The sequence below is a fragment of the Streptomyces sp. NPDC088794 genome, from assembly GCF_044750545.1.
Classification (GTDB): Bacteria; Actinomycetota; Actinomycetes; order Streptomycetales; family Streptomycetaceae; genus Streptomyces.
Window position 1 is genome coordinate 156,685 of record NZ_JBIVKB010000016.1, and the last position, 23,846, is coordinate 180,530.

The 23,846-nt window shown below is 69.2% G+C and carries 26 protein-coding genes and 1 tRNA gene; 13 read left to right on the forward strand and 14 right to left on the reverse strand.

Annotated features, from left to right (window positions below):
• The first annotated feature begins 89 nt into the window (after positions 1-89).
• The 3 genes from ACIP6U_RS36975 to ACIP6U_RS36985 all read left to right on the forward strand — a co-directional run bounded on the left by ACIP6U_RS36975 (position 90) and on the right by ACIP6U_RS36985 (position 1,501).
• Positions 90-752 carry an HNH endonuclease gene (locus ACIP6U_RS36975; protein ID WP_401727001.1) on the forward strand — a complete coding sequence of 221 codons (663 nt, stop codon included), beginning with the start codon at positions 90-92 and terminating at the stop codon, positions 750-752.
• Positions 749-1,411, forward strand: coding sequence for an HNH endonuclease (locus ACIP6U_RS36980; protein ID WP_401727003.1), 663 nt, complete (start codon positions 749-751; stop codon positions 1,409-1,411). Before ACIP6U_RS36975 ends, ACIP6U_RS36980 begins: the two co-directional genes overlap by 4 nt.
• A gap of 15 nt (positions 1,412-1,426) precedes the next feature.
• A tRNA-Leu gene (locus tag ACIP6U_RS36985) sits at positions 1,427-1,501 on the forward strand.
• Positions 1,502-1,552: 51 nt separating this feature from the next.
• On the opposite strand, the gene rdgB is transcribed toward ACIP6U_RS36985, so the two are convergent.
• The 4 genes from rdgB to ACIP6U_RS37005 all read right to left on the reverse strand — a co-directional run bounded on the left by rdgB (position 1,553) and on the right by ACIP6U_RS37005 (position 3,849).
• On the reverse strand, positions 1,553-2,155 hold the full coding sequence (gene rdgB / locus ACIP6U_RS36990; RefSeq protein WP_401727005.1) for an RdgB/HAM1 family non-canonical purine NTP pyrophosphatase: 603 nt from the start codon (positions 2,153-2,155) through the stop codon (positions 1,553-1,555).
• 31 nt (positions 2,156-2,186) lie between these two features.
• Positions 2,187-2,585 carry a hypothetical protein gene (locus tag ACIP6U_RS36995; protein ID WP_401727006.1) on the reverse strand — a complete coding sequence of 133 codons (399 nt, stop codon included), beginning with the start codon at positions 2,583-2,585 and terminating at the stop codon, positions 2,187-2,189.
• A 216-nt stretch (positions 2,586-2,801) separates the two neighbouring features.
• Positions 2,802-3,539: a ribonuclease PH gene (gene rph / locus ACIP6U_RS37000; protein ID WP_401727007.1), complete on the reverse strand. Its 738-nt coding sequence runs from the start codon at positions 3,537-3,539 to the stop codon at positions 2,802-2,804.
• 76 nt (positions 3,540-3,615) lie between these two features.
• Complete coding sequence (locus ACIP6U_RS37005) at positions 3,616-3,849, reverse strand: PTS glucose/sucrose transporter subunit IIB (RefSeq protein WP_124000275.1); 234 nt, start codon at positions 3,847-3,849, stop codon at positions 3,616-3,618.
• Between the two features lie 127 nt (positions 3,850-3,976).
• On the opposite strand from ACIP6U_RS37005, the gene ACIP6U_RS37010 reads away from it, so the two are divergent.
• The 5 genes from ACIP6U_RS37010 (at position 3,977) to ACIP6U_RS37030 (ending at position 10,744) form a co-directional block, all read left to right on the forward strand.
• A complete protein-coding gene (locus tag ACIP6U_RS37010) occupies positions 3,977-5,290 on the forward strand; it encodes a PTS transporter subunit EIIC (protein WP_401727009.1) in 1,314 nt (437 codons plus the stop codon).
• 270 nt (positions 5,291-5,560) lie between these two features.
• Positions 5,561-6,826 (forward strand): PTS transporter subunit EIIC, encoded by a 1,266-nt coding sequence (locus tag ACIP6U_RS37015; RefSeq protein WP_401727011.1) that lies wholly within the window; start codon positions 5,561-5,563, stop codon positions 6,824-6,826.
• A 235-nt stretch (positions 6,827-7,061) separates the two neighbouring features.
• Positions 7,062-7,256: a hypothetical protein gene (locus ACIP6U_RS37020; protein ID WP_401727013.1), complete on the forward strand. Its 195-nt coding sequence runs from the start codon at positions 7,062-7,064 to the stop codon at positions 7,254-7,256.
• 63 nt (positions 7,257-7,319) lie between these two features.
• Positions 7,320-9,443 carry a peptidase domain-containing ABC transporter gene (locus tag ACIP6U_RS37025; protein ID WP_401727014.1) on the forward strand — a complete coding sequence of 708 codons (2,124 nt, stop codon included), beginning with the start codon at positions 7,320-7,322 and terminating at the stop codon, positions 9,441-9,443.
• Positions 9,440-10,744: a glycosyltransferase gene (locus ACIP6U_RS37030; protein WP_401727016.1), complete on the forward strand. Its 1,305-nt coding sequence runs from the start codon at positions 9,440-9,442 to the stop codon at positions 10,742-10,744. The genes ACIP6U_RS37025 and ACIP6U_RS37030 overlap by 4 nt, the downstream gene beginning before the upstream one ends.
• A 64-nt stretch (positions 10,745-10,808) precedes the next feature.
• On the opposite strand, the gene ACIP6U_RS37035 is transcribed toward ACIP6U_RS37030, so the two are convergent.
• A complete protein-coding gene (locus ACIP6U_RS37035; protein ID WP_401727018.1) occupies positions 10,809-11,561 on the reverse strand; it encodes an MBL fold metallo-hydrolase in 753 nt (250 codons plus the stop codon).
• A gap of 214 nt (positions 11,562-11,775) precedes the next feature.
• Between ACIP6U_RS37035 and ACIP6U_RS37040 the strand changes: the two genes are divergently transcribed.
• Both ACIP6U_RS37040 and ACIP6U_RS37045 read left to right on the forward strand, forming a co-directional pair.
• On the forward strand, positions 11,776-12,201 hold the full coding sequence (locus tag ACIP6U_RS37040) for a type II toxin-antitoxin system PemK/MazF family toxin (RefSeq protein ID WP_401727020.1): 426 nt from the start codon (positions 11,776-11,778) through the stop codon (positions 12,199-12,201).
• 632 nt (positions 12,202-12,833) lie between these two features.
• The gene (locus ACIP6U_RS37045) at positions 12,834-13,106 is read left to right on the forward strand and encodes a hypothetical protein (RefSeq protein ID WP_401727022.1); all 273 of its coding nucleotides are present in this window, start codon (positions 12,834-12,836) and stop codon (positions 13,104-13,106) included.
• A gap of 16 nt (positions 13,107-13,122) precedes the next feature.
• On the opposite strand, the gene ACIP6U_RS37050 is transcribed toward ACIP6U_RS37045, so the two are convergent.
• The 7 genes from ACIP6U_RS37050 to clpS all read right to left on the reverse strand — a co-directional run bounded on the left by ACIP6U_RS37050 (position 13,123) and on the right by clpS (position 17,722).
• Positions 13,123-14,073: a PLP-dependent cysteine synthase family protein gene (locus ACIP6U_RS37050; RefSeq protein ID WP_401727024.1), complete on the reverse strand. Its 951-nt coding sequence runs from the start codon at positions 14,071-14,073 to the stop codon at positions 13,123-13,125.
• 6 nt (positions 14,074-14,079) lie between these two features.
• Complete coding sequence (locus ACIP6U_RS37055; protein WP_124000284.1) at positions 14,080-14,358, reverse strand: MoaD/ThiS family protein; 279 nt, start codon at positions 14,356-14,358, stop codon at positions 14,080-14,082.
• 88 nt (positions 14,359-14,446) lie between these two features.
• A complete protein-coding gene (locus tag ACIP6U_RS37060) occupies positions 14,447-14,542 on the reverse strand; it encodes a putative leader peptide (protein ID WP_019065921.1) in 96 nt (31 codons plus the stop codon).
• A 79-nt stretch (positions 14,543-14,621) separates the two neighbouring features.
• Positions 14,622-15,044, reverse strand: coding sequence for a Mov34/MPN/PAD-1 family protein (locus tag ACIP6U_RS37065; protein ID WP_401727026.1), 423 nt, complete (start codon positions 15,042-15,044; stop codon positions 14,622-14,624).
• A 74-nt stretch (positions 15,045-15,118) separates the two neighbouring features.
• Positions 15,119-16,561 carry an amino acid permease gene (locus tag ACIP6U_RS37070; RefSeq protein WP_401727027.1) on the reverse strand — a complete coding sequence of 481 codons (1,443 nt, stop codon included), beginning with the start codon at positions 16,559-16,561 and terminating at the stop codon, positions 15,119-15,121.
• A 206-nt stretch (positions 16,562-16,767) separates the two neighbouring features.
• Positions 16,768-17,373, reverse strand: a complete 606-nt coding sequence (locus tag ACIP6U_RS37075) for a DUF2017 domain-containing protein (protein WP_401727028.1) — start codon at positions 17,371-17,373, stop codon at positions 16,768-16,770.
• 31 nt (positions 17,374-17,404) lie between these two features.
• Entirely contained in the window at positions 17,405-17,722 is a 318-nt protein-coding gene (gene clpS / locus ACIP6U_RS37080; RefSeq protein ID WP_124000467.1) for an ATP-dependent Clp protease adapter ClpS, read from the reverse strand.
• Positions 17,723-17,779: 57 nt separating this feature from the next.
• On the opposite strand from clpS, the gene ACIP6U_RS37085 reads away from it, so the two are divergent.
• Positions 17,780-19,126, forward strand: coding sequence for a nicotinate phosphoribosyltransferase (locus ACIP6U_RS37085; protein ID WP_401727030.1), 1,347 nt, complete (start codon positions 17,780-17,782; stop codon positions 19,124-19,126).
• Between the two features lie 93 nt (positions 19,127-19,219).
• Positions 19,220-19,810, forward strand: coding sequence for an isochorismatase family protein (locus tag ACIP6U_RS37090; RefSeq protein WP_401727032.1), 591 nt, complete (start codon positions 19,220-19,222; stop codon positions 19,808-19,810).
• A gap of 445 nt (positions 19,811-20,255) precedes the next feature.
• Here the strand turns inward: ACIP6U_RS37090 and ACIP6U_RS37095 are convergent, their stop codons facing one another.
• Positions 20,256-20,597, reverse strand: a complete 342-nt coding sequence (locus ACIP6U_RS37095; protein WP_401727033.1) for a hypothetical protein — start codon at positions 20,595-20,597, stop codon at positions 20,256-20,258.
• Positions 20,598-20,730: 133 nt separating this feature from the next.
• Positions 20,731-23,058 carry an immune inhibitor A domain-containing protein gene (locus ACIP6U_RS37100; protein WP_401727035.1) on the reverse strand — a complete coding sequence of 776 codons (2,328 nt, stop codon included), beginning with the start codon at positions 23,056-23,058 and terminating at the stop codon, positions 20,731-20,733.
• A 356-nt stretch (positions 23,059-23,414) separates the two neighbouring features.
• Between ACIP6U_RS37100 and ACIP6U_RS37105 the strand changes: the two genes are divergently transcribed.
• Positions 23,415-23,717: a hypothetical protein gene (locus ACIP6U_RS37105; protein ID WP_401727037.1), complete on the forward strand. Its 303-nt coding sequence runs from the start codon at positions 23,415-23,417 to the stop codon at positions 23,715-23,717.
• Positions 23,718-23,846 lie beyond the last annotated feature (129 nt).

Here is a 23,846-nt window from a genome sequence, read left to right on the forward strand (position 1 = left end):
CCGCTTTACGTTCCGGGCGTGACTGTCCGATTAGCTGTTCGTTACTCCGTACGAGACCACGAACGTGTGGTCGGGGACGGAGGGGACCGATGGGGATCAGCGCATATCCGAAAGAGCGGCTGGAGGAGGCGGCTCGGGGGGCTCGGACGTTGTCGGAGGCGTTGGGGAGGTTGGGGGTGGATCCGAAGAGCTGGAAGCGGCGGTACATCCACGAGCGGATGAAGAAGCTCGGAGTGGACGTGTCGCACTTCGAGCGCGAGGGGGCCAAGTGGACACGGGAGGTCCTGGAGCCGGTGGTAGCTCGCTCGACGAGCGTCAACGAGGTGCTACGGCAGCTCGGGCTCGAGCCGGTCGGCGGGCACCACACGAACATCTCCCGGCGGATCAAGGCGTACGGTCTCGACACCTCGCACTTCACAACGGTGGCCCGCACGGAACGGCAGCGGTACAACCAGCGCCGCCGAACGGCCGAAGAGATCCTCGTCGAGGACACGTCGGCACACGCAACGCGCGTACCGAGCAGCCGTCTCAAGCGGGCGATGCGTAAGCGGGACGTGCCCGAGCGCTGCGCCCTGTGCGGAATCGAGCCGGTGTGGTTGGGCGAGCCGCTCTCTCTTGAGGTCGATCACATCGACGGCGACTGGCGGAACAACCGGATCGGGAACCTGCGGCTTCTGTGCCCCAACTGCCACTCGACGACCGACAGTTACCGAGGACGCGGCAAGCGGAAGGCCGGAGAGGGGGCGTCATGACCAGCGGCACGCAGTACACCCGCGAGCGCCTGGCCGAAGCAGCCCGCCGGTGCGCCGACATCGACGAGGTCATCGCGTACTTCGGCACCCGGCCATACGGACGCCTCCGCCGTTACCTTGAGGGTCGATTCGCCCACTTCGGCGTCGACATCTCGCACTTCCGGCCATGTGGCAGACGCTCCCGGCCCACGGAGAGCGAACTGCGAGCGGCGGTCGCCGAGTCGGCCTCACTCGCTGGAGTACTGCGCCGGCTGGATCTTCCGAGCAACGGCACGCAACGCTCCAAGGTGCGCAACTGGATTGCCGAGCACGGGATTTCGACCTCGCACTTCCTGGGTCAGGCCCACCGACGAGGCAGACCGGCAGCGAACGCCAAGTGCTCGGCGGACGTGCTGGTCCGGCACAGCGGCACACACCGGACGACGACCAAGCGCCTACGGCGAGCTCTGTCGGACGTCGGTGTCGCCGAAGAATGCGCCCGTTGTGGGGTCGGCCCCGAGTGGCTCGGCAAGCCGATGACGCTGGAGATCGATCACATCAACGGGGACTGGAGCGACGACCGGCGGGAGAACCTGCGGTTGCTGTGTCCCAACTGTCACGCGGTCACGAGTACGTGGTGCAGGGGAGGCAGACGGCGGACGGTGCGCACTTCCCAGTAGAGTGGGCGAAGCTGCGGGCCCGTACCCCAGCTGGCTAGAGGGCGCCGGTTTAGGTCCGGTGTGTCGTGGGTTCGAATCCCACCGGGCCCACAGGAAAAGTAGCCCGACGCCTTTGCTCCAAGGGCGTCGGGCTTTCTGCCGTCAGCCCAACAACTCCCGCACCACCGGCACCAACCCCCGAAACGCCTTCCCCCGATGGCTGATCGCGTTCTTCTCCTCGGGGGTCAACTCCGCGCATGTGCGGGTGTATCCCTCCGGCTGGAGGATCGGGTCGTAGCCGAAGCCGTTCGTGCCGGCAGGAGTGTGGCGGAGTACGCCCCTCAGTTGACCCTCGACCACCCGTTCCGTGCCGTCCGGCAACGCCAGCGCCGCCGCGCAGGCGAAGTGGGCCCCGCGGTGTTCGGCGGCGATGTCCGAGAGCTGGGCCAGCAAGAGGTTCAGGTTGGCCTCGTCGGCTCCGTGGTGGCCGGACCAGCGGGCGGAGAAGATGCCGGGGGCGCCGTTGAGGACGTCGACGCAGAGGCCCGAGTCGTCGGCGACGGCCGGGAGGCCCGTGGCCTGGGCCAGGGCGTGGGCCTTCAGGAGGGCGTTCTCGGCGAAGGTCACGCCGGTTTCCTTGACGTCGGGAATCTCGGGATACGCGTCCGCGCCGACCAGCTCGTGGGGCAGGTCGGCCGCGGCGAGGATCGCCCTCAGTTCGACGATCTTTCCGGCGTTGCGCGTGGCGAGGATCAGGCGGGTCATGCCGGACAGTATTCCGCCAGACGCGGGCCCCTTACGACGTGCAGACCTTCGTCAGTTCGCCCGCCGCGTCCGTGACCGGGCTGACGTCCGGCGTGTTGTCGCCGTTCTTGATCGCCGTACGGACGTTGTCGACGGCGTCCCCGAGGTCCTCGACGGCCTTGTTGACGTCGGTGTTGTCGGTCTTGTCACCGATCTTGTCGAGGTCCTTGTCGATGGAGGCGAGGGACTCGTCGATCTGGGTCGGGTCGTTGGAGGCGTTCTCCACCGCCTGCTGGAGGGAGGTGACGCTGTCGGCGATCGCGTCGGCGGTCTGGACGCAGTCCAGGGCCTTGTCGACGGCGTCGCAGCCCGTGGTCACCGCGGTCGTCAACCCGAGGGCCGCCACTGCGGCGGCGGTGACGACGAAACGGCGACGGCGGCTTGCGGCCATGGCTGTGTTCCCTCCCCTTTTTCTGGCCCGAAGGGCCCCCGTATGCAGACCCTGAAGGGCCCTCGTGTGCAGGCCCGGAAGGGCCCCCGTGTGCAGGCCCGGAAGGCCCTCGTGTACTGGTCGGGCGCACGGTGATGTGCCGTGCGCCCGCATGGGTAGGGACGCCGGTGCGGGCGGCCGGGTTGCCCCGTCGGCCGCCCTTTCTTGGTGCGCCCTTTACTTTTCGAGGACCGTATCAAGCGCCTTGCGCTGGAGGACAGCGAGTTCCGTGCAGCCGGCGACGGCGAGGTCGAGGAGGGCGTTGAGCTCGTCGCGCGCGAAGGGTTCGGCCTCGGCGGTGCCCTGGACCTCGACGAAGCGGCCGTCTCCGGTGCAGACGACGTTCATGTCGGTCTCGGCCTTCACGTCCTCCTCGTAGCGGAGGTCCAGCAACGGCACTCCGCCCACGATGCCGACCGAGACCGCGGAGACCGTTCCGGTGAGCGGCTGGCGGCCGGCCTTGATGAGCTTCTTGCCCTGGGCCCAGGCCACGGCGTCCGCGAGGGCCACGTACGCGCCGGTGATGGCCGCCGTACGGGTGCCGCCGTCGGCCTGGAGGACGTCGCAGTCCAGGACGATGGTGTTCTCGCCGAGCGCCTTGTAGTCGATGACCGCGCGCAGGGAGCGGCCGATGAGGCGGCTGATCTCGTGGGTGCGGCCGCCGATCTTGCCGCGTACGGACTCGCGGTCGCCGCGGGTGTTGGTGGCGCGGGGCAGCATGGAGTACTCCGCGGTGACCCAGCCCTCGCCGCTGCCCTTGCGCCAGCGGGGGACGCCTTCGGTGACGGAGGCCGTGCAGAAGACCTTCGTGTCGCCGAAGGAGACGAGGACGGAGCCCTCGGCGTGCTTGCTCCAGCCGCGTTCGATGGTGACCGGGCGGAGCTGTTCGGGCGTGCGGCCGTCGATTCGAGACATGGCGAGGAGCCTATCGGCACAGCTGGAAGGGGCTCCTCCCGACCGGGAAAGGAGCCCCGCTCGGGGTGACGTCAGGTCACATCATGTCTTCGATGTCCGCGGCGATGGGGTCGGCGTCGGTGCCGATGACGACCTGTACGGCGGTGCCCATGCGGACGACGCCGTGGGCGCCGGCGGCCTTGAGGGCGGCCTCGTCGACCTTGTCCGGGTCGATGACCTCGGTGCGGAGGCGGGTGATGCAGCCCTCGATCTCTTCGATGTTCTCGATGCCGCCGAGCCCGGCGACGATCTTCTCTGCCTTGGTGGCCATTTCGGTCTCCTCACGCACAGTTGGCCCAACTTTTTGAGCGATTGCGCCGTACGTACCGAAAGATGGCGTTACAGCAAGCCAATCGTCGAGAACTGGTCTACACCACCTGACAGGCGGTCGCCAACTGATGAGTGCCTCCTCCTCCGCCTCCTCCGCCTCCTCCGAGATCACGCCGGCCCGTCGGCGGTGGCAGTCGACGTTCCAGGGCCTGCAGAAGATGGGCCGCAGTCTGCAGCTCCCGATCGCCGTGCTGCCGGCCGCGGGCATCCTCAACCGCCTTGGCCAGCCTGATGTGTTCGGGGACGACGGGCTGGGCTGGACAAACGTCTCCAAGGTGATGGCGGGGGCGGGCGGCGCGCTGCTGGACGGCACGCTCGGGCTCCCCCTCCTGTTCTGTGTGGGCGTGGCCATCGGCATGGCGAAGAAGTCCGACGGTTCGACCGCGCTGGCGGCGCTGGCGGGGTTCCTCGTCTACTTCAACGTGCTGCGCCAGTTCCCGGAGGACTGCCCGCAGGGCGCGAAGGCGATCGTCGGCATCGGCTGCCAGGCGACGGTGGACCACTCGGTGGTGGCGTTCACCTACCAGAACCCCGGGGTCTTCGGCGGCATCGTGATGGGCCTGCTGTCGGCCTACTTCTGGCAGCGTTTCCACCGCACCAAGCTGGTGGACTGGCTGGGCTTCTTCAACGGCCGCCGGCTGGTGCCGATCATCATGGCGTTCGTCGCGATCGTGTTCGCGGCGCTGTGTCTGTGGGTGTGGCCGCCGATCGGTGACGGTCTGGAGAACTTCAGCGACTGGCTGAGCGACGCGGGCGCCTGGGGTGCGGGTGTGTTCGGTCTCGCCAACCGCGCGTTGCTGGTGATCGGGCTGCACCAGTTCCTGAACGTGCCCATCTGGTTCCAGTTCGGCAGCTTCACCAAGCCGGACGGTTCGGTGGTGCACGGCGACATCAACATGTTCCTGGCGGGCGACCCGAACGCGGGCCAGTTCACCTCGGGCTTCTTCCCGATCATGATGTTCGCCCTGCCGGCCGCGGCCCTGGCGATCACGCACTGCGCGAAGCCGAGCCGCCGCAAGGAGGTCGGCGGTCTGATGCTGTCGGTCGCGCTGACGTCGTTCGTCACCGGCATCACCGAGCCGATCGAGTACTCGTTCCTGTTCATCGCGCCCGTGCTGTACGCGGTGCACGCGGTGCTGACCGGTGTGTCGATGGCGGTGACGTGGGGGCTCGGGGTGCACGACGGCTTCAGCTTCTCGGCCGGTCTCATCGACTACGTCATCAACTGGAACCTCGCGACCAGGCCCTGGGCGATCATCCCGATCGGTCTGTGCTTCGCCGTCGTCTACTACGTGATCTTCCGTTTCGCGATCACGAGATTCGACCTGAAGACCCCGGGCAGGGAACCGGACGACGAGCGCGAGGACGTCACCAAGGCCTGAGCGGGCAGTGGCAACGGGCTGATTCCATACGGCGATTGGGCCCTCGGACCTGCGGTTCGAGGGCCTTCGCCTGCCCGTGAACAGGCACTGCGCGTAGCGGATCAGTAGCAGGAACGGCGGGTTCCTTATCCGGCCTTCACCGTGTTACAACAGGTCTACACCACTGAGTGGTGTAGACCTGTCGACGTCGGCGCCCTCCTTTTCCCTTGTCCCCGGGCGGCGCCCTGCCCTCCCCCGGTCTCCGGCCGGGGGTGCTCCCAGGAGGAAGTTGTGACCACGGCCAGCGCCGCTCCCGCGGCCGAGAAGAAGAAGGGCCCCGGCGTGATGGCTGTACTCCAGCGCATCGGCCGAAGCCTGATGCTGCCGGTGGCCGTCCTGCCCGCCGCAGCCCTCCTGGTGCGCCTCGGCAACACCGACATGCTCGGCCGCCCGTCCTTCCCCACGTTCCTCACGAAGATCGCGGGGTTCATGGCGGCGGGCGGCAACGCGATCCTCGACAACATGCCGCTGCTGTTCGCCGTGGGCATCGCCATCGGCTTCGCCAAGAAGTCGGACGGCTCGACGGCGCTCGCCGCGGTCGTCGGCTACCTGGTCTTCAAGAACGTGCTGGCCACGTTCACCGACAAGAACCTGCCGAAGGTGGCGACCGCCGTCGACGGCAAGGTCGTCATGGTGAACGCCCCGGCAGACGCCAAGGTCCTCGGCGGCGTGGTGATGGGCATCGCCGTCGCGCTGCTCTACCAGCGGTTCCACCGCACCAAGCTGCCGGACTGGGCCGGCTTCTTCGGCGGCCGCCGGCTGGTCCCGATCCTGTCGGCCCTCGCCGGCCTGGTCATCGGCATAGTCTTCGGCTACATCTGGCCGGTTCTCGGTACCGGTCTGCACAACTTCGGTGAGTGGCTGGTCGGTTCGGGCGCGGTGGGCGCCGGCATCTTCGGTGTCGCCAACCGTGCGCTGATCCCGATCGGCATGCACCACCTGCTGAACTCGTTCCCCTGGCTGCAGGCGGGCGACTACCACGGCAAGAGCGGGGACATCGCGCGCTTCCTGGCCGGTGACCCGACCGCGGGCCAGTTCATGACCGGCTTCTTCCCGATCATGATGTTCGGCCTGCCGGCCGCCTGCCTCGCCATGGTGCACTGCGCCCGTCCCGAGCGCCGCAAGGTGGTCGGCGGCATGATGCTCTCGCTCGCCCTGACGTCCTTCGTCACCGGCGTCACCGAGCCGATCGAGTTCACGTTCATGTTCATCGCGCCGGTCCTGTACGCCATCCACGCGGTCCTCACCGGCGTCTCCATGGCGCTGACCTGGTCGCTGGGCATGAAGGACGGCTTCGGCTTCTCGGCCGGCGTGGTCGACTGGAGTCTGAACCTGGGCATCGCGAGCAACCCGTGGGGGCTGATGCTGGTGGGCCTCTGCTTCGGTGTCGTCTACTACGTCGTCTTCCGCTTCGCCATCACCAAGTTCAATCTCCCCACCCCGGGCCGCGAGTCGGACGAGGAACTGGCGGAGATACTGAAGGCCGAGGCAAAGTAAGGCTTTAGCAAGACCAGACCGAAACCGAATTCCCCGGCCGTTGGACGGACCGGGGAATTCGGCATGTCTGCTCAATGAAGCCGATGGAAAGTTCCCTTCTCTGTCAGACGGCCTTTCCGGTCAGGAGGATCCAGTGAGCATGGTCACGGGTGCACTCCTTGATCGCCCCGGAAACTCGTGTCTATGGTCTGACCTGGGTCGATAACGGTCCTGACCGACAACAAATGGGGAAAATATGAGCCTTCAAGCTCTGCGTGACCTGAATTTCGCGGCGCTCACCGACGAAGAGGCTGCCGCCGCCTCCGGTGAGGGCAAGAAGCCGAGCCGAGCCCAGTGCGAGTGGATTTTCGCGCAGATCGGCAATCCGCTCTCCTGCAGCTACGGCGACTACTACAAGCTCTGGAAGTCGCTGGGCTGCGACAAGCTGTAGTACGGATAGGCGCCCGCCTTTTTCGAAGGCGGGCGCATTCCCTTTCTCGCCAGGAGTTCTTCGGTGAAGTGGCAGAGGTACCACACCCATCAGTCGGGGGACACCGACTGCGGCCCGGCGTGCGCACGCGCCGTGCTCATGCGGCACGGGACCGTGGTCGACGCGGCGATCCTGCGCGAGTCCGCGGGGCTGGGTGAGCGGGGCTCCAACCTGCTCCGGCTCCGGGAGGTCCTGCGGGGCTACGGCGTCGACAGCGAACTCCTCAGGCTGGACACCGATCAGCTGCGGCAGGCCGTACGGCTCGCGGGACCGGCGATCGTCCTGCTGGACGAGGACGGCGACCGGCACTTCGTGGTCGTCCACGACGTCACCGACAAGGGCCAGTTCATCGTCGGGGATCCCCTGCTGCAGCGTCCGATGCGGATGGCGCCCGAGGTGCTCGCCGAGGTGTTCCACGGCGAGGCCCTGGTCACCGAACGGCCCACGGCACGGCTGCCGTTGGGTGCCCGGCTCCGGGAGTCCCGTGCACAGGGCCTGGTGTGGCAGACGGTCCACGCCCACCGGGGACGGCTCTCCCTCATCCTGGTGGCCACCGTCGTCGTAGCCCTGGTGGCCCTGCTGAACAGCCTGTTCGTCCAGATGGCCATGGACCGGGTGATGCGGGACGGCTCCCGGCGGGCGCTGGCGGTCATGTCCGCCGAGTTCATCGGGCTCGCCCTGGTGGCGGCGGGGATCCAGTATCTGCGGGGCCGCGCGATCGTGGCATTGAGCCAGTCGCTTCAGCGAGAGTTGTCGGAACGCTATCTGCGCAAGCTCCTGCGGCTTCCGGCGAGGTATTTCAAGAGCCGCAGAGCAGGCGATCTGGTCAGCAGGATCGACGATGTGCAGGAGATCCAGGGGCTGGTGACAGCGGCTTCCGTACGGGCGGCCGTGGACGTCTGTGTCGTCCTCTCGGTCGGCGGCTATCTGCTTCTCACCGAACCCGCGCTGTTCCTCCTGCTGATCCCGCCCGCCGCGGTCAACGTACTCAGCTCGGTGTTCCTCTATCCGCACATCAGAAATGCCGCGGCAGAGGCCCTCCAGCGGGACGCGACACTGAAATCCGAGACCCTCAACTCCCTGCGAGGACATGCGGAGTTGACCGGCTACGGGAAACACGACTACGCCTTCGACCGTATGCGCGGGGCGCTGCGGCGCCGCACGAATTCGGAGACTCGGCTCGGCCGCCTGGAGAACCTCAACTCCGTGATCAAGACGGCCACTCAGACCGTCTTCACGGTGGTCGCGGCCTGGGCCGGACTCAGCCGGATGCTCTCCGGCTCGCTCACCGTCGGCGAGGTCTTCGGGTTCCTGACCATGGCCGGCTATTTCCTCGGCGCCATGGACTCCGTCGCGTCCCTCCAGGTCACCGTGCAGCGCACCGCCGCCGCTCTGGGCCGGTACCGGGACGTGGTCCTGCAGCGGGACGACGCCCGGCTCACTCTGCCGGCCGAGGAGGCCCTGACCCCGCTCGAACCCGCCGACATCGCGATCAGGTCCCTGCGGTTCCGCCATCCCGGCGCCCCGCACGACACGGTCACCGGACTCGATCTCGACATCCCGTACGGCACGAGCATGCTGCTGCGAGGGGCGAACGGCTCGGGCAAGAGCACCCTTCTCGCTCTGCTCACGGGCGTCCACCCCGGCTACCAGGGCAGCGTCACCCTCGGGGGCGCCGAGATCAGCCGTGTCCCGTCGGCCGAGCTGCCACGCCACATCCTGTACGTCCCGGAGAACCCGGTCCTGCTCACCGCCTCTCTGCGCGAGAACCTGACCCTGGGCGTCGCCCACAGCACAGCCGACATCCTCGAGGCGTGCCGCGTCGCATGCTTCCTGGATGTCGTCGACGGCCTCCCCGAGGGGCTGGACGAGCCGGTGCGGGAAACCGGCGCGGGGCTCTCGCGCGGCCAGATCCAGCGCCTGTCGATAGCCCGCGCCGTCCTGCACGCCCCCCGTGTGTACCTCTTCGACGAGACGTTCAGCGGCATCGACCGAGACACCATCACCCGGATCTGGGACGCGCTCCGCGCCGTCAAGGGAACCAAGGTCGTGGTCTCGCACGGGCACATCCAGGACATCACGTTCGACCGGGAACACACCCTCGCCCCCTTCACCGACCTCCGCCCGGAAAGCCCGCACCCGCGATGAAATTCTCCGAACTGCTCGATCTCGTCCCTGTGCCCGGCGGCATCCCCGAGTCCGGTCTCGCGTCCGACCTGGCTCTGGTCACCTCCGTGTCGCTGGACCTCGCGGACACCGCGCTGCCCTCCTCGGACCCCGTGGAGCTGGCGGCCGGGTACGTTTCGTACCGGCCCCGCCCGGTGACCGCCGTGGTACTCACCGGGAACGAGGAGGAGCGCGTCGCCGGGTGTCTGAGCGCACTCGCCGACGATGTCGACCACTGCCTGCTGATCGACTCCGGCTCCACCGACGGCACCGCCGAGCAGGCATTGCGCGCCCGCAGCGACGCGCGGATCCGCTCCGCGCCCTGGGCCGACGACTTCTCCCGGCAGCGCAATCTCGCCTTCGACGAGGTTACCGACGGCTGGCTGTGCCACGTGGACGCCGACGAGGTCCTGGCGCCGTCGCACGCGGGCAGGCTCCGGCGGGTGCTGTCGGTGCTCGGTTACCTGCTCGCCGGTTCCGATTTCGTCGTGTCCCCCGTGATCGCCGATGTCGGCGGCCCGGTGTACACCAACACGCAGCGCGTCCTGCCGGCGGACGGCCCGTTCCGTTTCCGGGGCCGGGTCCACGAGCACCCCTACGACCCGGACGGCCATGCGCCGGCCCGCGTGCAGGTCGACGTCCGCTTCGACCACTCCGGGTATCTGCCGGAGGTGATCGAGAAGAGAGGCAAGCGCGAGCTGTACGGCAGGCTGAACCGGCTGGCCCGCGCCGAGGAGCCGCACAATCCGAAGTGGGTGTACTACCAGGTCCGGGACGGGCTCGACGGTCGGTCCGCATCCGAGGACGAACTGCGCGCGGCTTTCGCGCTGTTGGCCGCCCACGCAGGCGACGCCGTTCCCGTCGGCCCGCCCGGCTACCGGTCCGAGCGGATCGTCGACTCCTGGAGTCTCCTGTGCGAGCTGGCCCTCGGGCTCGGCGAGGCCGGAGCGCTCAGCACCTACACGGCCCTGCTCATGAAGGCGGGACGAACCGTGGAGGCCAGGTACTACCGCACGCTGGTGGAGTCGAGCCGGCTCGTCGGCCGGCTCTCCGCCCTGGTCGACGAGCTCAGCTCCGTACAGGCCGACGAGGAGCCGGCCAACCGTCACCTCATGGCCCGCGTCTTCGAGCTCCAGTCGACGCTCGCCCTCGCCGCCGGGCGGTACGAGACGGTCCTGCCCGCCTACCACGAGTCACTCGAGCGCGGCGCCGGCCGGAACGTGACCGAGGACCTGGACACACTCGCCCGACTACTGGCCGAACTGCCGCACCAGGCCGCCTGACCCACAACCGCGCGCGGCTCCCGGAAGCGATCGCTTCCGGGAGCCGCGCCAGGACGGTCCGGCCTCAGATCTCGTACGACACCCTCGGCGCCGCCAGTTCCACCGGGCCGGTGTAGACCGCGCGGGCGTCGGTGAGGTTGGCCTGCGGGTCGGTCCACGGGGGGATGTGGGTGAGGACCAGGCGGCGGGCGCCGGCCCGGGTCGCCGTCTCGCCCGCCTCGCGGCCGTTGAGGTGCAGGTCGGGGATGTTCTCCTTGCCGTGCGTGAACGCGGCCTCGCACAGGAACAGGTCGGTGTCCCGGGCGAGTTCGTCCAGGGCCGGGCTGATGCCGGTGTCGCCGGAGTACGTCAGGGACTTGCCCCCGTGCTCGACCCGGATGCCGTACGCCTCCACGGGATGGGCCACGCGTTCGGTGTGCACGGTGAACGGGCCGATCTCGAACGTGGACGGCTTGACGGTGTGGAAGTCGAAGACCTCGCTCATGGAGGAGGCGGTGGGGGTGTCGGCGTAGGCCGTGGTGAGGCGGTGTTCGGTGCCTTCGGGGCCGTAGACCGGGATGGGGTCGCAACGGCCGCCGTCGTGGCGGTAGTAGCGCGCGACGAAGTACGCGCACATGTCGATGCAGTGGTCGGCGTGCAGATGGCTGAGGAAGATCGCGTCGAGGTCGTAGAGACCGCAGTGGCGCTGCAGCTCGCCGAGGGCGCCGTTGCCCATGTCGAGGAGCAGCCGGAAGCCGTCGGCCTCTACGAGGTAGCTCGAGCAGGCCGATTCCGCGGACGGGAACGACCCCGAGCAGCCGACGACGGTGAGCTTCATAAAGCAGAAACCTCCGCTGGCGGGAACTTCTGGAGTTGGGTGACGGGGGTCGTGCGGTCCGTCGAGCGTAAGGCGCAAAAGGGCCGGTCGCTCCTCCGCCAAGGGCTGTTGTGGGGGAACTCACCTGTGGTGTCACCGGTTCGGCTGGAAGCGGGGCGCGTGAGGTTGAGAAGAGGGCGCGCGGCTTGGATTGCGCGCCGGTACCGTCGTCCGCATGAACACGACGTGGTGGCTCGCGCTGGCGGCGGTGATGTTGCTGGCGCTGGTCGCCACGCTGGTGGACGGGTGGGGGCGAGGGCGGCGGCCCGCGCGGAAAGTGCGCGGGGACCGGCCGCGGCCCGCCGAGATCTGGTGGGCGAACGTCCCCTACGAGGATCAGCCGGGGGCCGCGAAGGACCGGCCGTGTCTGGTGCTCTCCGTGCGGGGGCGGACGGCGAGGGTCGCGAAGATCACCAGCAAGTACCACGACGAGCGGGGCGGGGTGATCGCGCTGCCCCCGGGGTCGGTGGGGGACGCGCAGGGGCGGGCGAGCTATCTGGAGACCGACGAGCTGCGGTCCGTGCCGGTGGCCGATTTCCGGCGGCGGGTGGGGGTCGCGGACCCGGCCCTGTGGAAGCAGGTGCGGCATCTCGCCCGGTAGGCGGGTACTGCGCAACCTCCCCTGAATCCATGGCAATTGGGGTGGTGCGCGCAGGGGTCGGATCCCGATGTGCGGGGATACTGACCCGTCTGGCGGCCTTCCTGGCCGAGGACCGCGGCGGCGCCGTCGTCGGACCGGAGGACGTGGAACGGCTCGGCCCGCTGGCCCTCGGCGTGCTGAACGGCGAGGCGCAATGGGGGGGGCACGTACGGGGGCGCTGGCCAGACTGGTGGCTGCGGGGCGGCTGCACCGGATGCCGCAGGACACACCCGGACGGGGGCGCTGGGAATCCCGTGACGCACCGCCCTCGGACGCCGACGAGTTCGAGCGTGAACTGTGGGACGCGGCGCGGCCGTTGCATGTGCGCGACCCCGCCTTCTCCCCCGGCCAGGGCGAGGGCGAGTACCTGTGGGAGCTGCGGGCGCCGAACTCCTACCACCTGGTGAAATCGGCGGAGGCACGGCTGCTCGGCGAGGGCTGGACCCGGGCGCAGTTCGAGATGGTTCCCGGTCTGCCGCTGCGCTGGGGCCGGTGGTCGGCGATCGCCGCGGCGGTCTCGGTGCCTGCCGTGACCGTGCTGCTGCTCGACCAGGCCTGGGTCCGGGCCGGGCCGGCGTTCCTCATCGGGGGCGATGGCTCTGCGGAAGGTCTTCCCCGACGGCCCGGCCGTGCCGCGTCACCTGCCCACCGTCACCGGCAAGGGGGAAGCGGTGCTCCGGGTGGCGCGGGAGCGCTACGCGGAGCTGGATCCGGCGACCCGCCCGGTGTCGGAGCCGTACGACCCGGGCCAGGTGCGGATGGCGGTCGCGCTCTTCGGCTTCGCGGTGCTCGACCGCATCGACGACAGGATCATGACCGACTGGTCCCGGCCGGCACCGGAGTTCGTCGACGGCCCCGGGGAGTGAGCCCGGGGCGTTCGCGTCAGGCCCAGAGCTGACCCTGGAGGGTCGCGATCGCTTCCTCCGTGGTCGCGGCCGTGTACACGCCCGTCGACAGGTACTTCCAGCCGCCGTCCGCCACCACGAACGCGATGTCGGCCGTCTCTCCTGCCGCTACGGCCTTCCTGCCCACGCCGATCGCCGCGTGGAGGGCCGCGCCGGTGGAGACGCCGGCGAAGATGCCCTCCTGCTGGAGGAGTTCGCGGGTGCGGGTGACCGCGTCGGCCGAGCCGACCGAGAAACGGGTGGTGAGGACCGAGGCGTCGTAGAGCTCCGGGACGAAGCCCTCGTCGAGGTTGCGCAGGCCGTAGACGAGGTCGTCGTAGCGCGGCTCGGCGGCGACGATCCTGACGTCCGGCTTGTGCTCGCGGAGGTAGCGGCCGACGCCCATGAGCGTGCCCGTGGTGCCCAGGCCCGCGACGAAGTGGGTGATCGACGGGAGGTCGGCGAGGATCTCCGGGCCGGTGGTCGCGTAGTGCGCGCCGGCGTTGTCCGGGTTGCCGTACTGGTAGAGCATCACCCAGTCGGGGTGCTCGGCGGCGAGCTCCTTGGCCACGCGTACGGCGGTGTTGGAGCCGCCGGCGGCCGGGCTGGGGATGATCTCGGCGCCCCACATGCCGAGCAGGTCCCGGCGCTCCTGCGAGGTGTTCTCGGGCATCACGCAGACCATGCGGTAGCCCTTGAGCTTCGCGGCCATCGCGAGCGAGATGCCGGTGTTGCCGCTGGTCGGCTCCAGGATCGTGCAGCCGGGGGTCAGGCGGCCGTCCTTCTCCGCCTGTTCGACCATGTGCAGGGCCGGGCGGTCCTTGACCGAGCCGGTCGGGTTGCGGTCCTCCAGCTTGGCCCAGATGCGGACCTCGGCGGACGGCGACAGCCGCGGCAGGCGCACCAGAGGGGTGTTGCCCACCGCGGCCAGCGGGGAGTCGTAGCGCATCGAGGATCAGGCCATACCGCCGGCCACGGCCGGCAGGATCGTCACGTTGTCGCCGTCGGCGACCTTGGTGTTGATGCCCTCGAGGAAGCGGACGTCCTCGTCGTTCAGGTAGACGTTGACGAAGCGGCGCAGCTCGCCGCCGTCCACGATGCGGGCCTGGATGCCCGCGTGCCGGGTCTCGAGGTCGGTGAAGAGCTCGGCGAGGGTGTCCCCGTTGCCCTGCACGGCCTTCTGGCCGTCGGTGTACGGGCGGAGGATGGTGGGGATGCGGACCTCGATGGCCATGGCGAAGGGCTCCTGTCGGAAAGGGTCTGGTCTCGGGGAGAGCGCGGCACAGCGCCGCGGCGGACGGCCTGCGGCGACAGCGCGGTGGTCAACAGATGGCGCTGTTCAGCCTGCACAGGTCGACGTGCAGCCGCGCCACGAGCAGCGTGCCCGGCGCCTTGTCGCTCACGTCGAGAAGAACCATGGGGTCATCGTATCGATTCCCGGTCGGGACGCCGGAGTGTGATCTCACATCACGGACGGATTTCATCCACCGTTCGAGATCAGTACGACTCCACCACCCTGACCTCCTCCTCCGTGACCTCCCCTTCGACGATGCGGTACGAGCGGAACTGGAAGTCGCCGAGGCCGTCGGTGTCGGCGGTGGACACCAGGACGTAGTGGGCTCCGGGCTCGTTCGCGTAGGAGATGTCGGTGCGCGAGGGGTAGGCCTCGGTCGCGGTGTGGGAGTGGTAGACGACCACCGGCTCCTCGTCGCGGTCGTCCATCTCGCGGTAGAGCTTGAGCAGGTCGCCGGAGTCGAACTCGTAGAACGTGGGCGACATGGCCGCGTTCAGCATCGGGATGAAGCGCTCGGGACGGTCCGAGCGCTCCGGGCCCGCGACGACGCCGCACGCCTCGTCGGGGTGGTCCTTGCGCGCGTGCGCGACGATCTGGTCGACGAGGGCCTGGGTGATGGTCAGCATGTTCGTCAGGATAAGCAGAGGGCCCGTTCGTACCAATGGGTGGTACGGACGGGCCCATATGCCGGACGGGTCGATCAGCCGATCTTCTCGAACTCCGGTTCTCGGCGCGCCGCGATCTCCGGGTTGCGGGACTTGAGGACCGACCAGCCGATGCCGAGCACCGCCGCCCAGCCGGCCATCACGTACAGGCAGACGCGGGAGTCGTTGTCGTACGCGATCAGGCAGGTGACGAAGAGGAGGAAGGCGATGGCGATCCAGCTGCACTTCGAGCCGCCCGGGGCCGGGAAGGGCGAGGCGGGCAGGCGGCCCGCGTCGACCGCGCGGCGGTACAGGACGTGGCTGATCAAAATCATCAGCCAGGTCCAGATGCCGGCCGCGGTGGCCACCGAGGTGACGTAGCCGAAGGCCTTCTCCGGGACGACGTAGTTCAGGACGACGCCGATGCCCATGCACAGGACGGAGACGGTGATGCCGAAGGCCGGGGCCTTGGTGCCGGACAGGCGCTGGAAGACCTTGGGGGCCTCGCCGTTGGCGGCCAGGTTGCGCAGCATCCGGCCGGTCGAGTACATGCCGGAGTTGCAGGAGGACAGGGCCGCGGTGAGGACGACGAAGTTGACGATGCCGGCGCCGGCCGGGATGCCGATCTTCGCGAAGGCCTCGACGAAGGGCGAGACACCGGGGGCGAACTCGGTCCACTTCACGACGCAGAGGATGACGCTGAGCGCGCCGACGTAGAAGAGGGCGATGCGCCAGGGGAGGGTGTTGATCGCCTTGGGGAGCGTCTTCTCCGGGTTCTCCGACTCCCCCGCCGTCACGCCGACCAGCTCGACCGCGAGGTAGGCGAACATGACGCCCTGGAGGGTCATCAGGGACGAGCCGACGCCCTTGGGGAAGAAGCCGTCGAACTGCCAGAGGTTGGCGACGGCGGCGGTGTCACCGGCGGAGCTGAAGCCGAAGGTGAGGACGCCGAGGCCGATCACGATCATGCCGATCAGGGCGGTGACCTTGACCATCGAGAACCAGAACTCCAGCTCCCCGAAGACCTTCACGGAGATCAGGTTGACCCCGAAGAGGACCACCAGGAAGACCAGGGCCGTCACCCACTGCGGGACCGCCGGGAACCAGTAGTTGACGTAGATCGCGGCGGCGGTCAGCTCGGCCATGCCGGTGACCACCCACATCAGCCAGTACGTCCAGCCGGTGAAGTAGCCGAAGAACGGGCCGAGGAACTCGCGGGAGTACTCCGCGAAGGAGCCCGAGACCGGGCGGTACAGGAGCAGTTCGCCAAGGGCCCGCATGATGAAGAAGATGATCACGCCCGCGAGGGCGTACATCACGATGAGGCTGGGACCGGCCTTGGCGATGTTCGCGCCGGCGCCCAGGAACAGCCCGACCCCGATGGCACCGCCGATGGCGATCATCTGGACCTGCCGGCTGCCGAGCCCGCGCTCGTACCCCTCCTCGGGGGCCTTCCCCTCCTCGGGGATGTTGTCCGTGTCGACCTGAGCGGAGGTCATGTGGTGGTGTGCCTTTCGCCGAGTCCCCCGTGTGCAGTCGTGAAGATCTATCACGGCCGCACCGGTGATCAGCTGGGGTTTTTGTGGCGCACACCACAGGAAGAAGCGGACAAAACGCGGTCGGCGTCGACATAACCGGCCGCCGCGGTGACGTGATCGTTATCCGGATTTGAGCGTCTTCTGAGCGAACAGGAAACGCTCACCGGTCACGGCATCAGGGTGGACACGAGCGTCTCCTGGAGCCCGCCGAGCCACAGGTACGCCATCACCATCGGCTTGCGCGGGTCCTCGTCCGGCAGCCGGTAGAGGTCGTCGGTGTCGTCCTCGTCGGTGATCTCCAGGCGGGAGCCGATCGCCAGGCGCAGGTCGTTCAGGGCGCCGAGCCACTGCCGGGAGTCCTCGGCGGAGAGCCTGAGGATCGCGCCGCCGTCGCCGGCCGGGGTCAGCCCGTCCAGCGTGCGCACCACCGCGAGGGCGCTCTCGCGCTTGCCGGCCCGCAGGTCGTTCTCGGTGTAGCGGCGGAACTCGGACGAGTACGCGCGGTTCTCCTCGGCCTGCCCCGGCGAGTCCGGGACCTGCTCGGGGTCGCTGTAGGCGTCCGGGAACAGGCGCCGCAGCACCGGGTCCTTGGGCGGCTCGCTGGGGCCCTCGGCGAAGAGTTCGGCCAGCGGGTCGTCGGAGGCGTCCTCGCCGGGGCCTGGGCCGATGAGTTCCAGCAGCTGGACGGCCAGCGACCGGATGATGGAGATCTCGACGTCGTCGAGGGCGACGGCCGCGCCGCCGCCGGGGAGCGGTTCGAAGTGTCCGGGCATGAAGGGCGTCGCTACTTCCGCTGCTGGGTCGCTACTTCCGGTCCTGCTGGAGGGTGGCCCACAGGCCGTAGCCGTGCATGGCCTGCACGTCCCGTTCCATCTCCTCGCGGCTGCCGCTGGAGACGACCGCCCGGCCCTTGTGGTGCACGTCGAGCATGAGCTTGGTGGCCTTGTGCTTGCTGTAACCGAAGTACGCCTGGAAGACGTAGGTCACATAGCTCATGAGGTTGACCGGGTCGTTGTGGACGATCGTGACCCAGGGGACGTCGGGCTCGGGTACGGCGAAGGTCTCCTCCGCCGACTCGGTGCGTTCGATCTCCAGGGGTGCGGGTGACGTCACAGGGGCCATGCTGCCACGCATCCCACAAATCGTCACACCGACGAGAAGGGAGTACCATCCCTTGCCATGAACACAGCGGACCTTGGGCTGCCGGTGGACGTTCCCTCTACGGCGCTCTTCACGGACCAGTACGAGCTGACGATGCTGCAGGCGGCCCTGAGAGCGGGCACGGCCGAGCGGCGGAGCGTGTTCGAGGTCTTCACCCGGCGACTGCCCGACGGACGGCGCTACGGCGTCCTGGCGGGCACCGGACGGGTCCTCGACGCGGTCGAGAACTTCCGCTTCGACGCGGACGTCCTGGGCTTCCTGCGGGAGCGGTCCATCGTCGACGAGGCGACCCTGGAGTGGCTGGCGACCTACCGCTTCTCCGGTGACATCTGGGGCTACCCGGAGGGCGAGGTGTACTTCCCCGGCTCGCCGATCATGCGGGTCGAGGGCTCCTTCGCCGAGTGCGTGCTCCTGGAGACCGTGATCCTGTCGATCCTCAACCACGACTCCGCGATCGCCGCGGCGGCCTCACGGATGTCCTCGGCCGCGGGCGGGCGCCCGCTGGTCGAGATGGGCGCCCGCCGCACCCACGAGCTGGCGGCCGTCGCCGCCTCCCGCGCCGCCTACGTCGGCGGCTTCGCCTCCACCTCCGACCTCGCGGCCGGCTTCCGCTACAACATCCCGACCGTGGGCACCTCCGCCCACGCCTTCACGCTGCTGCACGACAACGAGCGGGACGCCTTCCAGGCCCAGGTCGACTCGCTGGGCCGGGACACCACGCTGCTCGTGGACACCTACGACGTGGCCGCCGCCGTCCGGACGGCCGTCGAGGTCGCCGGGCCCGAGCTGGGCGCCGTCCGCATCGACTCCGGCGACCTGCTGCTGGTCGCGCACCGGGTGCGGCAGCAGCTGGACGAGCTGGGCGCGACGAACACGCGGATCATCGTCACCTCCGACCTGGACGAGTACGCCATCGCCTCGCTGGCGGCGGCTCCGGTGGACGCGTACGGCGTCGGTACGCAGCTGGTGACCGGGTCGGGGCATCCGACCTGCTCGATGGTCTACAAGCTGGTCGCCCGCGCCGAGTCCGCCGACCTGAGGGCGCCGCTGGTGGCGGTGGCGAAGAAGGCGGCCGGCGGCAAGACGTCCGTCGGCGGGCGCAAGTGGGCCGCGCGGCGCCTCGACGAGGACGGGGTCGCGGAGGCCGAGGTCGTCGGCACCGGCGCCGTGCCGGCCGACCTGGTGGACCGGCAGCTGCTCGTCGAACTGGTCAAGGGCGGTGACGTGGTGGCCCGCGAGCCGCTGGACGTCGTCCGCGACCGGCACGCGAGCGCGCGGGCGGGGCTGCCGCTGTCGGCGACCCAGCTGTCGCGCGGGGAACCGGTCATTCCCACGGAGTATGTACAGGGGCGCTCGGGTAGTTAGGGGCTGCCAGGTCCCAATGCGGGGCACGCCCTTCCCGCTGGGGCGCCGAAGTCTCTAGGCTCGAACTTCACTCACAGTCGAAGGACACCCACCATGCGCCGCGCCTTGATCGTCGTCGACGTACAGAACGACTTCTGCGAGGGAGGCAGCCTCGCGGTGGCCGGGGGCGCCGATGTCGCCGCCGCCGTCACCGAGCTGATCGGGCAGGCGGCCGGCTCCGGCTACCAGCACCTGGTGGCCACCCGCGACCACCACATCGCGCCCGGCGGCCACTTCGCCGACAACCCCGACTACGCCCACTCCTGGCCCGCGCACTGCGTCGCGGGCACCGAGGGGGTGGGCTTCCATCCGAACTTCGCGCCGGCCGTCGCCTCCGGCGCGATCGACGCCGTCTTCGACAAGGGCGCCTACGCGGCCGCGTACAGCGGCTTCGAGGGCGCCGACGAGAACGGCGTGAAGCTGGGCGACTGGCTGCGGGCCCGGCAGGTGAGCGAGGTCGACGTGGTGGGCATCGCGACCGACCACTGCGTGCGGGCCACCGCCCTGGACGCGGTCCGCGAGGGCTTCCGCACCCGGGTCCTGCTGGAGCTGACCGCGGGCGTCGCCGAGGAGAGCACCGACCGCGCGCTGAACGAGATGCGCGAGGCCGGCGTGGAACTGTCGGGCAAGCCGGTCGTGGCGTAGCACGCGACGGTCCGGGCGGAGCCCCGGGGGCCCGAGCGGGCCTGTCGCCGCCCCGGGCCACGACGGTCCGCACGAAGCCGCGACTGCCCGAGCCGGCCGGTCGCCGCCCCGGGCCACGACGGTCCGGACGAAGCCGCGACTGCCCGAGCGGGCCTGTCGCCGCCGGGGCTGGTCGGTCGCCACCCCGGGCCACGACGGTCCACACGAAGCCGCGACTGCCCGAGCCGGCCGGTCGCCACCCCGGGCCACGACGGTCCACACGAAGCCGCGACTGCCCGAGCCGGCCGGTCGCCGCCCGGGGCTGATCGGTCGCCGGTCCGGGCCGGCGGGCAGGAGCCGTTGCCGCAGCCGGAGATGGTCGTGGGCCGAGCGCGGCCGGGTTCACGTGGGCGCCGGGCCGAAGCCGCCCAGCCGGGAGATGCCCCTCCGCTGAGCCGCCGCAGGCCTACGCCGGCGCCGTCGGTCTTCTCAGCAGGGCTCTGATCGGGTGCCACAGCTCCTGGACCAGGTCCGGGCCGACCGGGACACCGTTGTCAGGGGCCGTACGCCATATGAGGCCGTCGGGGTGGTGGAGGACCGCGGTGATCTCGTCGGGGGTGGGCGGCGACCCGTTGCCGCGCAGGTAGACCGCCCGCATGCCCAGATTGCGCAGCCGGGTCAGGGCGCGGGCCCGGTTCCGGGCGTGCACCAGGACCCGTACCCCCGTGCCGTCGGGGGTGGGGCTGGGCAGGTTCAGCGCCACCACGACGCTGCCGGTGGGCAGCTTGCAGAAACCTCCTGCGGCCATGCGGTCATACCCCCGTACGGGTCGGTGTCGATGTCTGTGTCAATAAGCAGGGCACAGCACGCACCTAAACACGATCGGCGGCGACCCGCCAGGGGGTCACCGCCGATACGTGTCTGACCTGCGTAAACGCCGATTACTTGGTCGAGGGGCCGACCTTCACCTTGATCGTCGAGCCGCTGAAGGGCTCGTCGATGATCCTTATCGAGGTGTTGGTGTCAGTGACCTTGACACCGGCCAGCGGGTTCGACGCGTCGTAGTACGTCGAGCGTCCGTCGTCGAAGAGCGGGACACCGAACTGCGACTTGATCTTGGTCGCCACGTCCGCCTTGTGCAGCGTGATCGAGTCGGTCGGGTACCAGCTGAACGGCGAGTCGTAGGCCTGCACGCGGTTGCGCATCAGCGTGCCGTCCGACCACTTCAGCGGCTTCGGGTGCGAGTCGATCGGGAGGATCAGACCCTCGCCCGGGTGGGCGCTGGTGTTGTCGTCCGCCTGGGAGGTGTCCCACTTCCAGATCAACAGGCCGTTCTGGTACGCGTAGTGCTCCACCCACGACGGGCGCAGCGCCGAACCGAAGTTGTACGGACCGACCTTGAGGACCTTGTCGTACGACACGTACTGCCGGTTCTCGGCGATGTAGTACTGCGCGTAGTCGTCGGTGATCGAGGCGCCGATGCGCGTGAACCCGTTGGACGTCCAACCGGCGTCCGCGGTCTCGGCGTTGTCGGAGAAGACGGTCGCGCCGTCCGCGGTCACCTTGATCTCGTCGGCCGCGAAGCCCTTCTGGGCCACCCCGCCGTCGGTCGCGTAGCGGAAGCGCAGGGTGATCTTCTGGCCGGCGTACGCGTTCAGCGGGAAGGTCAGCTTCTGGTACGCGTCCACCGTGCCGGTGAGGGCGGGCTTGCCGCTGCCGTCGCGCGGAACGGCCGTGCCGTCGGCGAGAGTTCCGTCGATCGGGGTGTAGCTGGCGCCGCCGTCGGTGGAGACCTCGGTGTAGAGGTAGTCGTAGTCCTGCTCGATGTCCCACCAGCCGTCGAGGGTCAGCGCGGCCGAGGCCTTGCCGGTCAGGTCGACCGTGCGGGTGAGGGTGTTGCGCAGGTCGTCACCGCTGCCGCTCCACCACTGGGTCGCGCCCTCGGCCGGGGCGACCACCTCGGTGGTGACCTCCTTCTGGGGCAACTCGACCACCAGCGCCTGCGGGTTCTTGGTGTTGTACTCCGCGACGCCCAGCTTGTGGGTCGACTTCTTGCCGGCCTTGGCCACGTCGTAGTCCAGCCAGCCCAGTTGGAGCTTGTCCCAGGCGTTCATGTCGCCGGGCAGGTCACCGATGGAGTCCTTGCCGGTGCCGAGCCAGGAGCCGGAGGACATCAACGTCCAGAAGCCCGTGGAGTTCTCGCCGCCCGCGGTGTCGTACTCGTCGGGCAGGCCGAGGTCGTGGCCGTACTCGTGGGCGAAGACGCCGAGTCCGCCGTTCTCCGGCTGGATGGTGTAGTCGCCGACCCAGATGCCGGTGTCGCCGATCTGGGTGCCGCCGAGCTTGTTGGTGTCCGGGCCGGTGGAACCGGCGTCGGTGCCGAACGCGTACCAGCGGTGCGCCCAGATCGCGTCCTCGCCCTGCGCGCCGCCGCCGGCGGACTCGTCCTCGCCGGCGTGCACGATCTGGAAGTGGTCGATGTAGCCGTCGGGCTCGTTGAAGTTGCCGTCGCCGTCGTAGTCGTAGCGGTCCCACAGGTCGTACTGGGCCAGCTCCGCCCTGATCTCGGCGGCCGTGTCACCCGCGGCCTCGCGGTCGGCGACCCAGGCGTTGACGCCGTCCTGGACCGCGTACCAGGCGCCGGTGGACGCGCTGTTGGAGCCGTAACGGGCCTCGTTGTAGGGGACCTTGACCCAGTCGGTGACCTCGCCGTCGACCGAGTAGCGGCCCGAGGACTGCTTCTCGTAGTACTTCTTCAGCGACTCGGTCTTCTTGCCGGTGCCGAAGTAGAGGTCCTGGAAGTGCGCCTGGTTGTAGTCCGCCTGCCAGGCCGTGCTGTTGTCCTGCTTGCGGTCCGGCTTGGCTATCTCGTTGTGCAGCGGGCCGACCGTGCCGCCGTAACGGCTGTCGATCTGGTCGCCGAACTCGACCAGGATGGTGAAGATCTTGTCCGTCTTCTCACGGCCGAGTTCGACGTACTTGTCCTGGCCCTTGAGCTTGACGACCTTCGAGCCGTTCCGGTCCTTCACAGACGCGGCTCCGGATATGACCTGGTCCAACGCCTCTTTGTGCTGGGCTTCCTGAGTCTTCGTCAGGGGGCCGTCGAGGTCGTGTTCCTTGGCCTTCACCGGCTGCGGATCGTGCCGGTCAACTGCGGTGGTCGCGGCCGAGTCGGCCTGCGCCACGGCGAACGTCGAGAACGTGGCGGTGGCCGCCGCGAGCGCGACACCGACCGCGGCCGCTCTGAACGTCCAGTGTCTATAGGTCACTTGAGTTCCTTGTGATGAAGGGCTGTATTCAAGTGACGCAATTTGACTAGAGACTGGTAAGAAAAGACAGGCCTTGACTTGAACATAACAAGTGCTCTATGCACGGTGGGCGCGCGCATGACGAACGTGTGAACGGGCGAGTGGTTGCGCGCTCAACAGGCGCGCGGGTCCGTCCACAGGATGGACGGCATGACTCCGTGCGCCCCCTGTGCACCGGCGCTGTTGGTTAGGTCACGCTTACTGTTCGTTCCAGTCGGGCATGCACGCGATTAGAGTCGGTTGGCGGTTCGCCTTGAACACGGCGGAAAACCAGGCCGACACCCCCGTGGACCCCCACTTCCGAGGACACGATTGCCATGCCTCGTCCGACTGCCGCACAGCTCGCCTACGGTTCGTTCACCGTGATCTTCTCGACGCTCGCCATGCTGCTGCTGTCACAGACGAGTTCGGGCGTGGGGATCGCGGTCATCGCCTTCGCGGCGCTCGCGCTCGGGCTCCTGGTCTCCATGACCGTACCGCTGCCCCGGTCGCGGATCGTCGCACGGTCGCAGCCGGCTCCGGCCGTCTCGGCCGCGCCCGCCGCACCGACCGCGCCTCTCGCGCACCAGACGGAAGAGCCCGTGCCGGCCGCGGCCACGCGCTCCTCCAACGCTGCCTGAACTCCGACGCACGCGCACGACAGGCGGCGGGGGGGGCGCGGCCCGCGGGGGGGCGGCGGGCCCGCCCGGGGGGGTGGGGGGGGGGCCGCCGCCCCCGCCGGCGCGGGGGGGGGGGGGGGGGGAGCCCCC

Coding starts and splice junctions, on each gene's coding strand:
- ACIP6U_RS36975 (WP_401727001.1), top strand. CDS start 90: ATGGGGATCAGCGCATATCCGAAAGAGCGGCTGGAGGAGGCGGCTCGG.
- ACIP6U_RS36980 (WP_401727003.1), top strand. CDS start 749: ATGACCAGCGGCACGCAGTACACCCGCGAGCGCCTGGCCGAAGCAGCC.
- rdgB (WP_401727005.1), bottom strand. CDS start 2,155: ATGACCCGCCTGATCCTCGCCACGCGCAACGCCGGAAAGATCGTCGAA.
- ACIP6U_RS36995 (WP_401727006.1), bottom strand. CDS start 2,585: ATGGCCGCAAGCCGCCGTCGCCGTTTCGTCGTCACCGCCGCCGCAGTG.
- rph (WP_401727007.1), bottom strand. CDS start 3,539: ATGTCTCGAATCGACGGCCGCACGCCCGAACAGCTCCGCCCGGTCACC.
- ACIP6U_RS37005 (WP_124000275.1), bottom strand. CDS start 3,849: ATGGCCACCAAGGCAGAGAAGATCGTCGCCGGGCTCGGCGGCATCGAG.
- ACIP6U_RS37010 (WP_401727009.1), top strand. CDS start 3,977: ATGAGTGCCTCCTCCTCCGCCTCCTCCGCCTCCTCCGAGATCACGCCG.
- ACIP6U_RS37020 (WP_401727013.1), top strand. CDS start 7,062: ATGAGCCTTCAAGCTCTGCGTGACCTGAATTTCGCGGCGCTCACCGAC.
- ACIP6U_RS37030 (WP_401727016.1), top strand. CDS start 9,440: ATGAAATTCTCCGAACTGCTCGATCTCGTCCCTGTGCCCGGCGGCATC.
- ACIP6U_RS37035 (WP_401727018.1), bottom strand. CDS start 11,561: ATGAAGCTCACCGTCGTCGGCTGCTCGGGGTCGTTCCCGTCCGCGGAA.
- ACIP6U_RS37040 (WP_401727020.1), top strand. CDS start 11,776: ATGAACACGACGTGGTGGCTCGCGCTGGCGGCGGTGATGTTGCTGGCG.
- ACIP6U_RS37045 (WP_401727022.1), top strand. CDS start 12,834: ATGGCTCTGCGGAAGGTCTTCCCCGACGGCCCGGCCGTGCCGCGTCAC.
- ACIP6U_RS37050 (WP_401727024.1), bottom strand. CDS start 14,073: ATGCGCTACGACTCCCCGCTGGCCGCGGTGGGCAACACCCCTCTGGTG.
- ACIP6U_RS37055 (WP_124000284.1), bottom strand. CDS start 14,358: ATGGCCATCGAGGTCCGCATCCCCACCATCCTCCGCCCGTACACCGAC.
- ACIP6U_RS37060 (WP_019065921.1), bottom strand. CDS start 14,542: ATGGTTCTTCTCGACGTGAGCGACAAGGCGCCGGGCACGCTGCTCGTG.
- ACIP6U_RS37065 (WP_401727026.1), bottom strand. CDS start 15,044: ATGCTGACCATCACCCAGGCCCTCGTCGACCAGATCGTCGCGCACGCG.
- ACIP6U_RS37070 (WP_401727027.1), bottom strand. CDS start 16,561: ATGACCTCCGCTCAGGTCGACACGGACAACATCCCCGAGGAGGGGAAG.
- ACIP6U_RS37075 (WP_401727028.1), bottom strand. CDS start 17,373: ATGCCCGGACACTTCGAACCGCTCCCCGGCGGCGGCGCGGCCGTCGCC.
- clpS (WP_124000467.1), bottom strand. CDS start 17,722: ATGGCCCCTGTGACGTCACCCGCACCCCTGGAGATCGAACGCACCGAG.
- ACIP6U_RS37085 (WP_401727030.1), top strand. CDS start 17,780: ATGAACACAGCGGACCTTGGGCTGCCGGTGGACGTTCCCTCTACGGCG.
- ACIP6U_RS37090 (WP_401727032.1), top strand. CDS start 19,220: ATGCGCCGCGCCTTGATCGTCGTCGACGTACAGAACGACTTCTGCGAG.
- ACIP6U_RS37095 (WP_401727033.1), bottom strand. CDS start 20,597: ATGGCCGCAGGAGGTTTCTGCAAGCTGCCCACCGGCAGCGTCGTGGTG.
- ACIP6U_RS37105 (WP_401727037.1), top strand. CDS start 23,415: ATGCCTCGTCCGACTGCCGCACAGCTCGCCTACGGTTCGTTCACCGTG.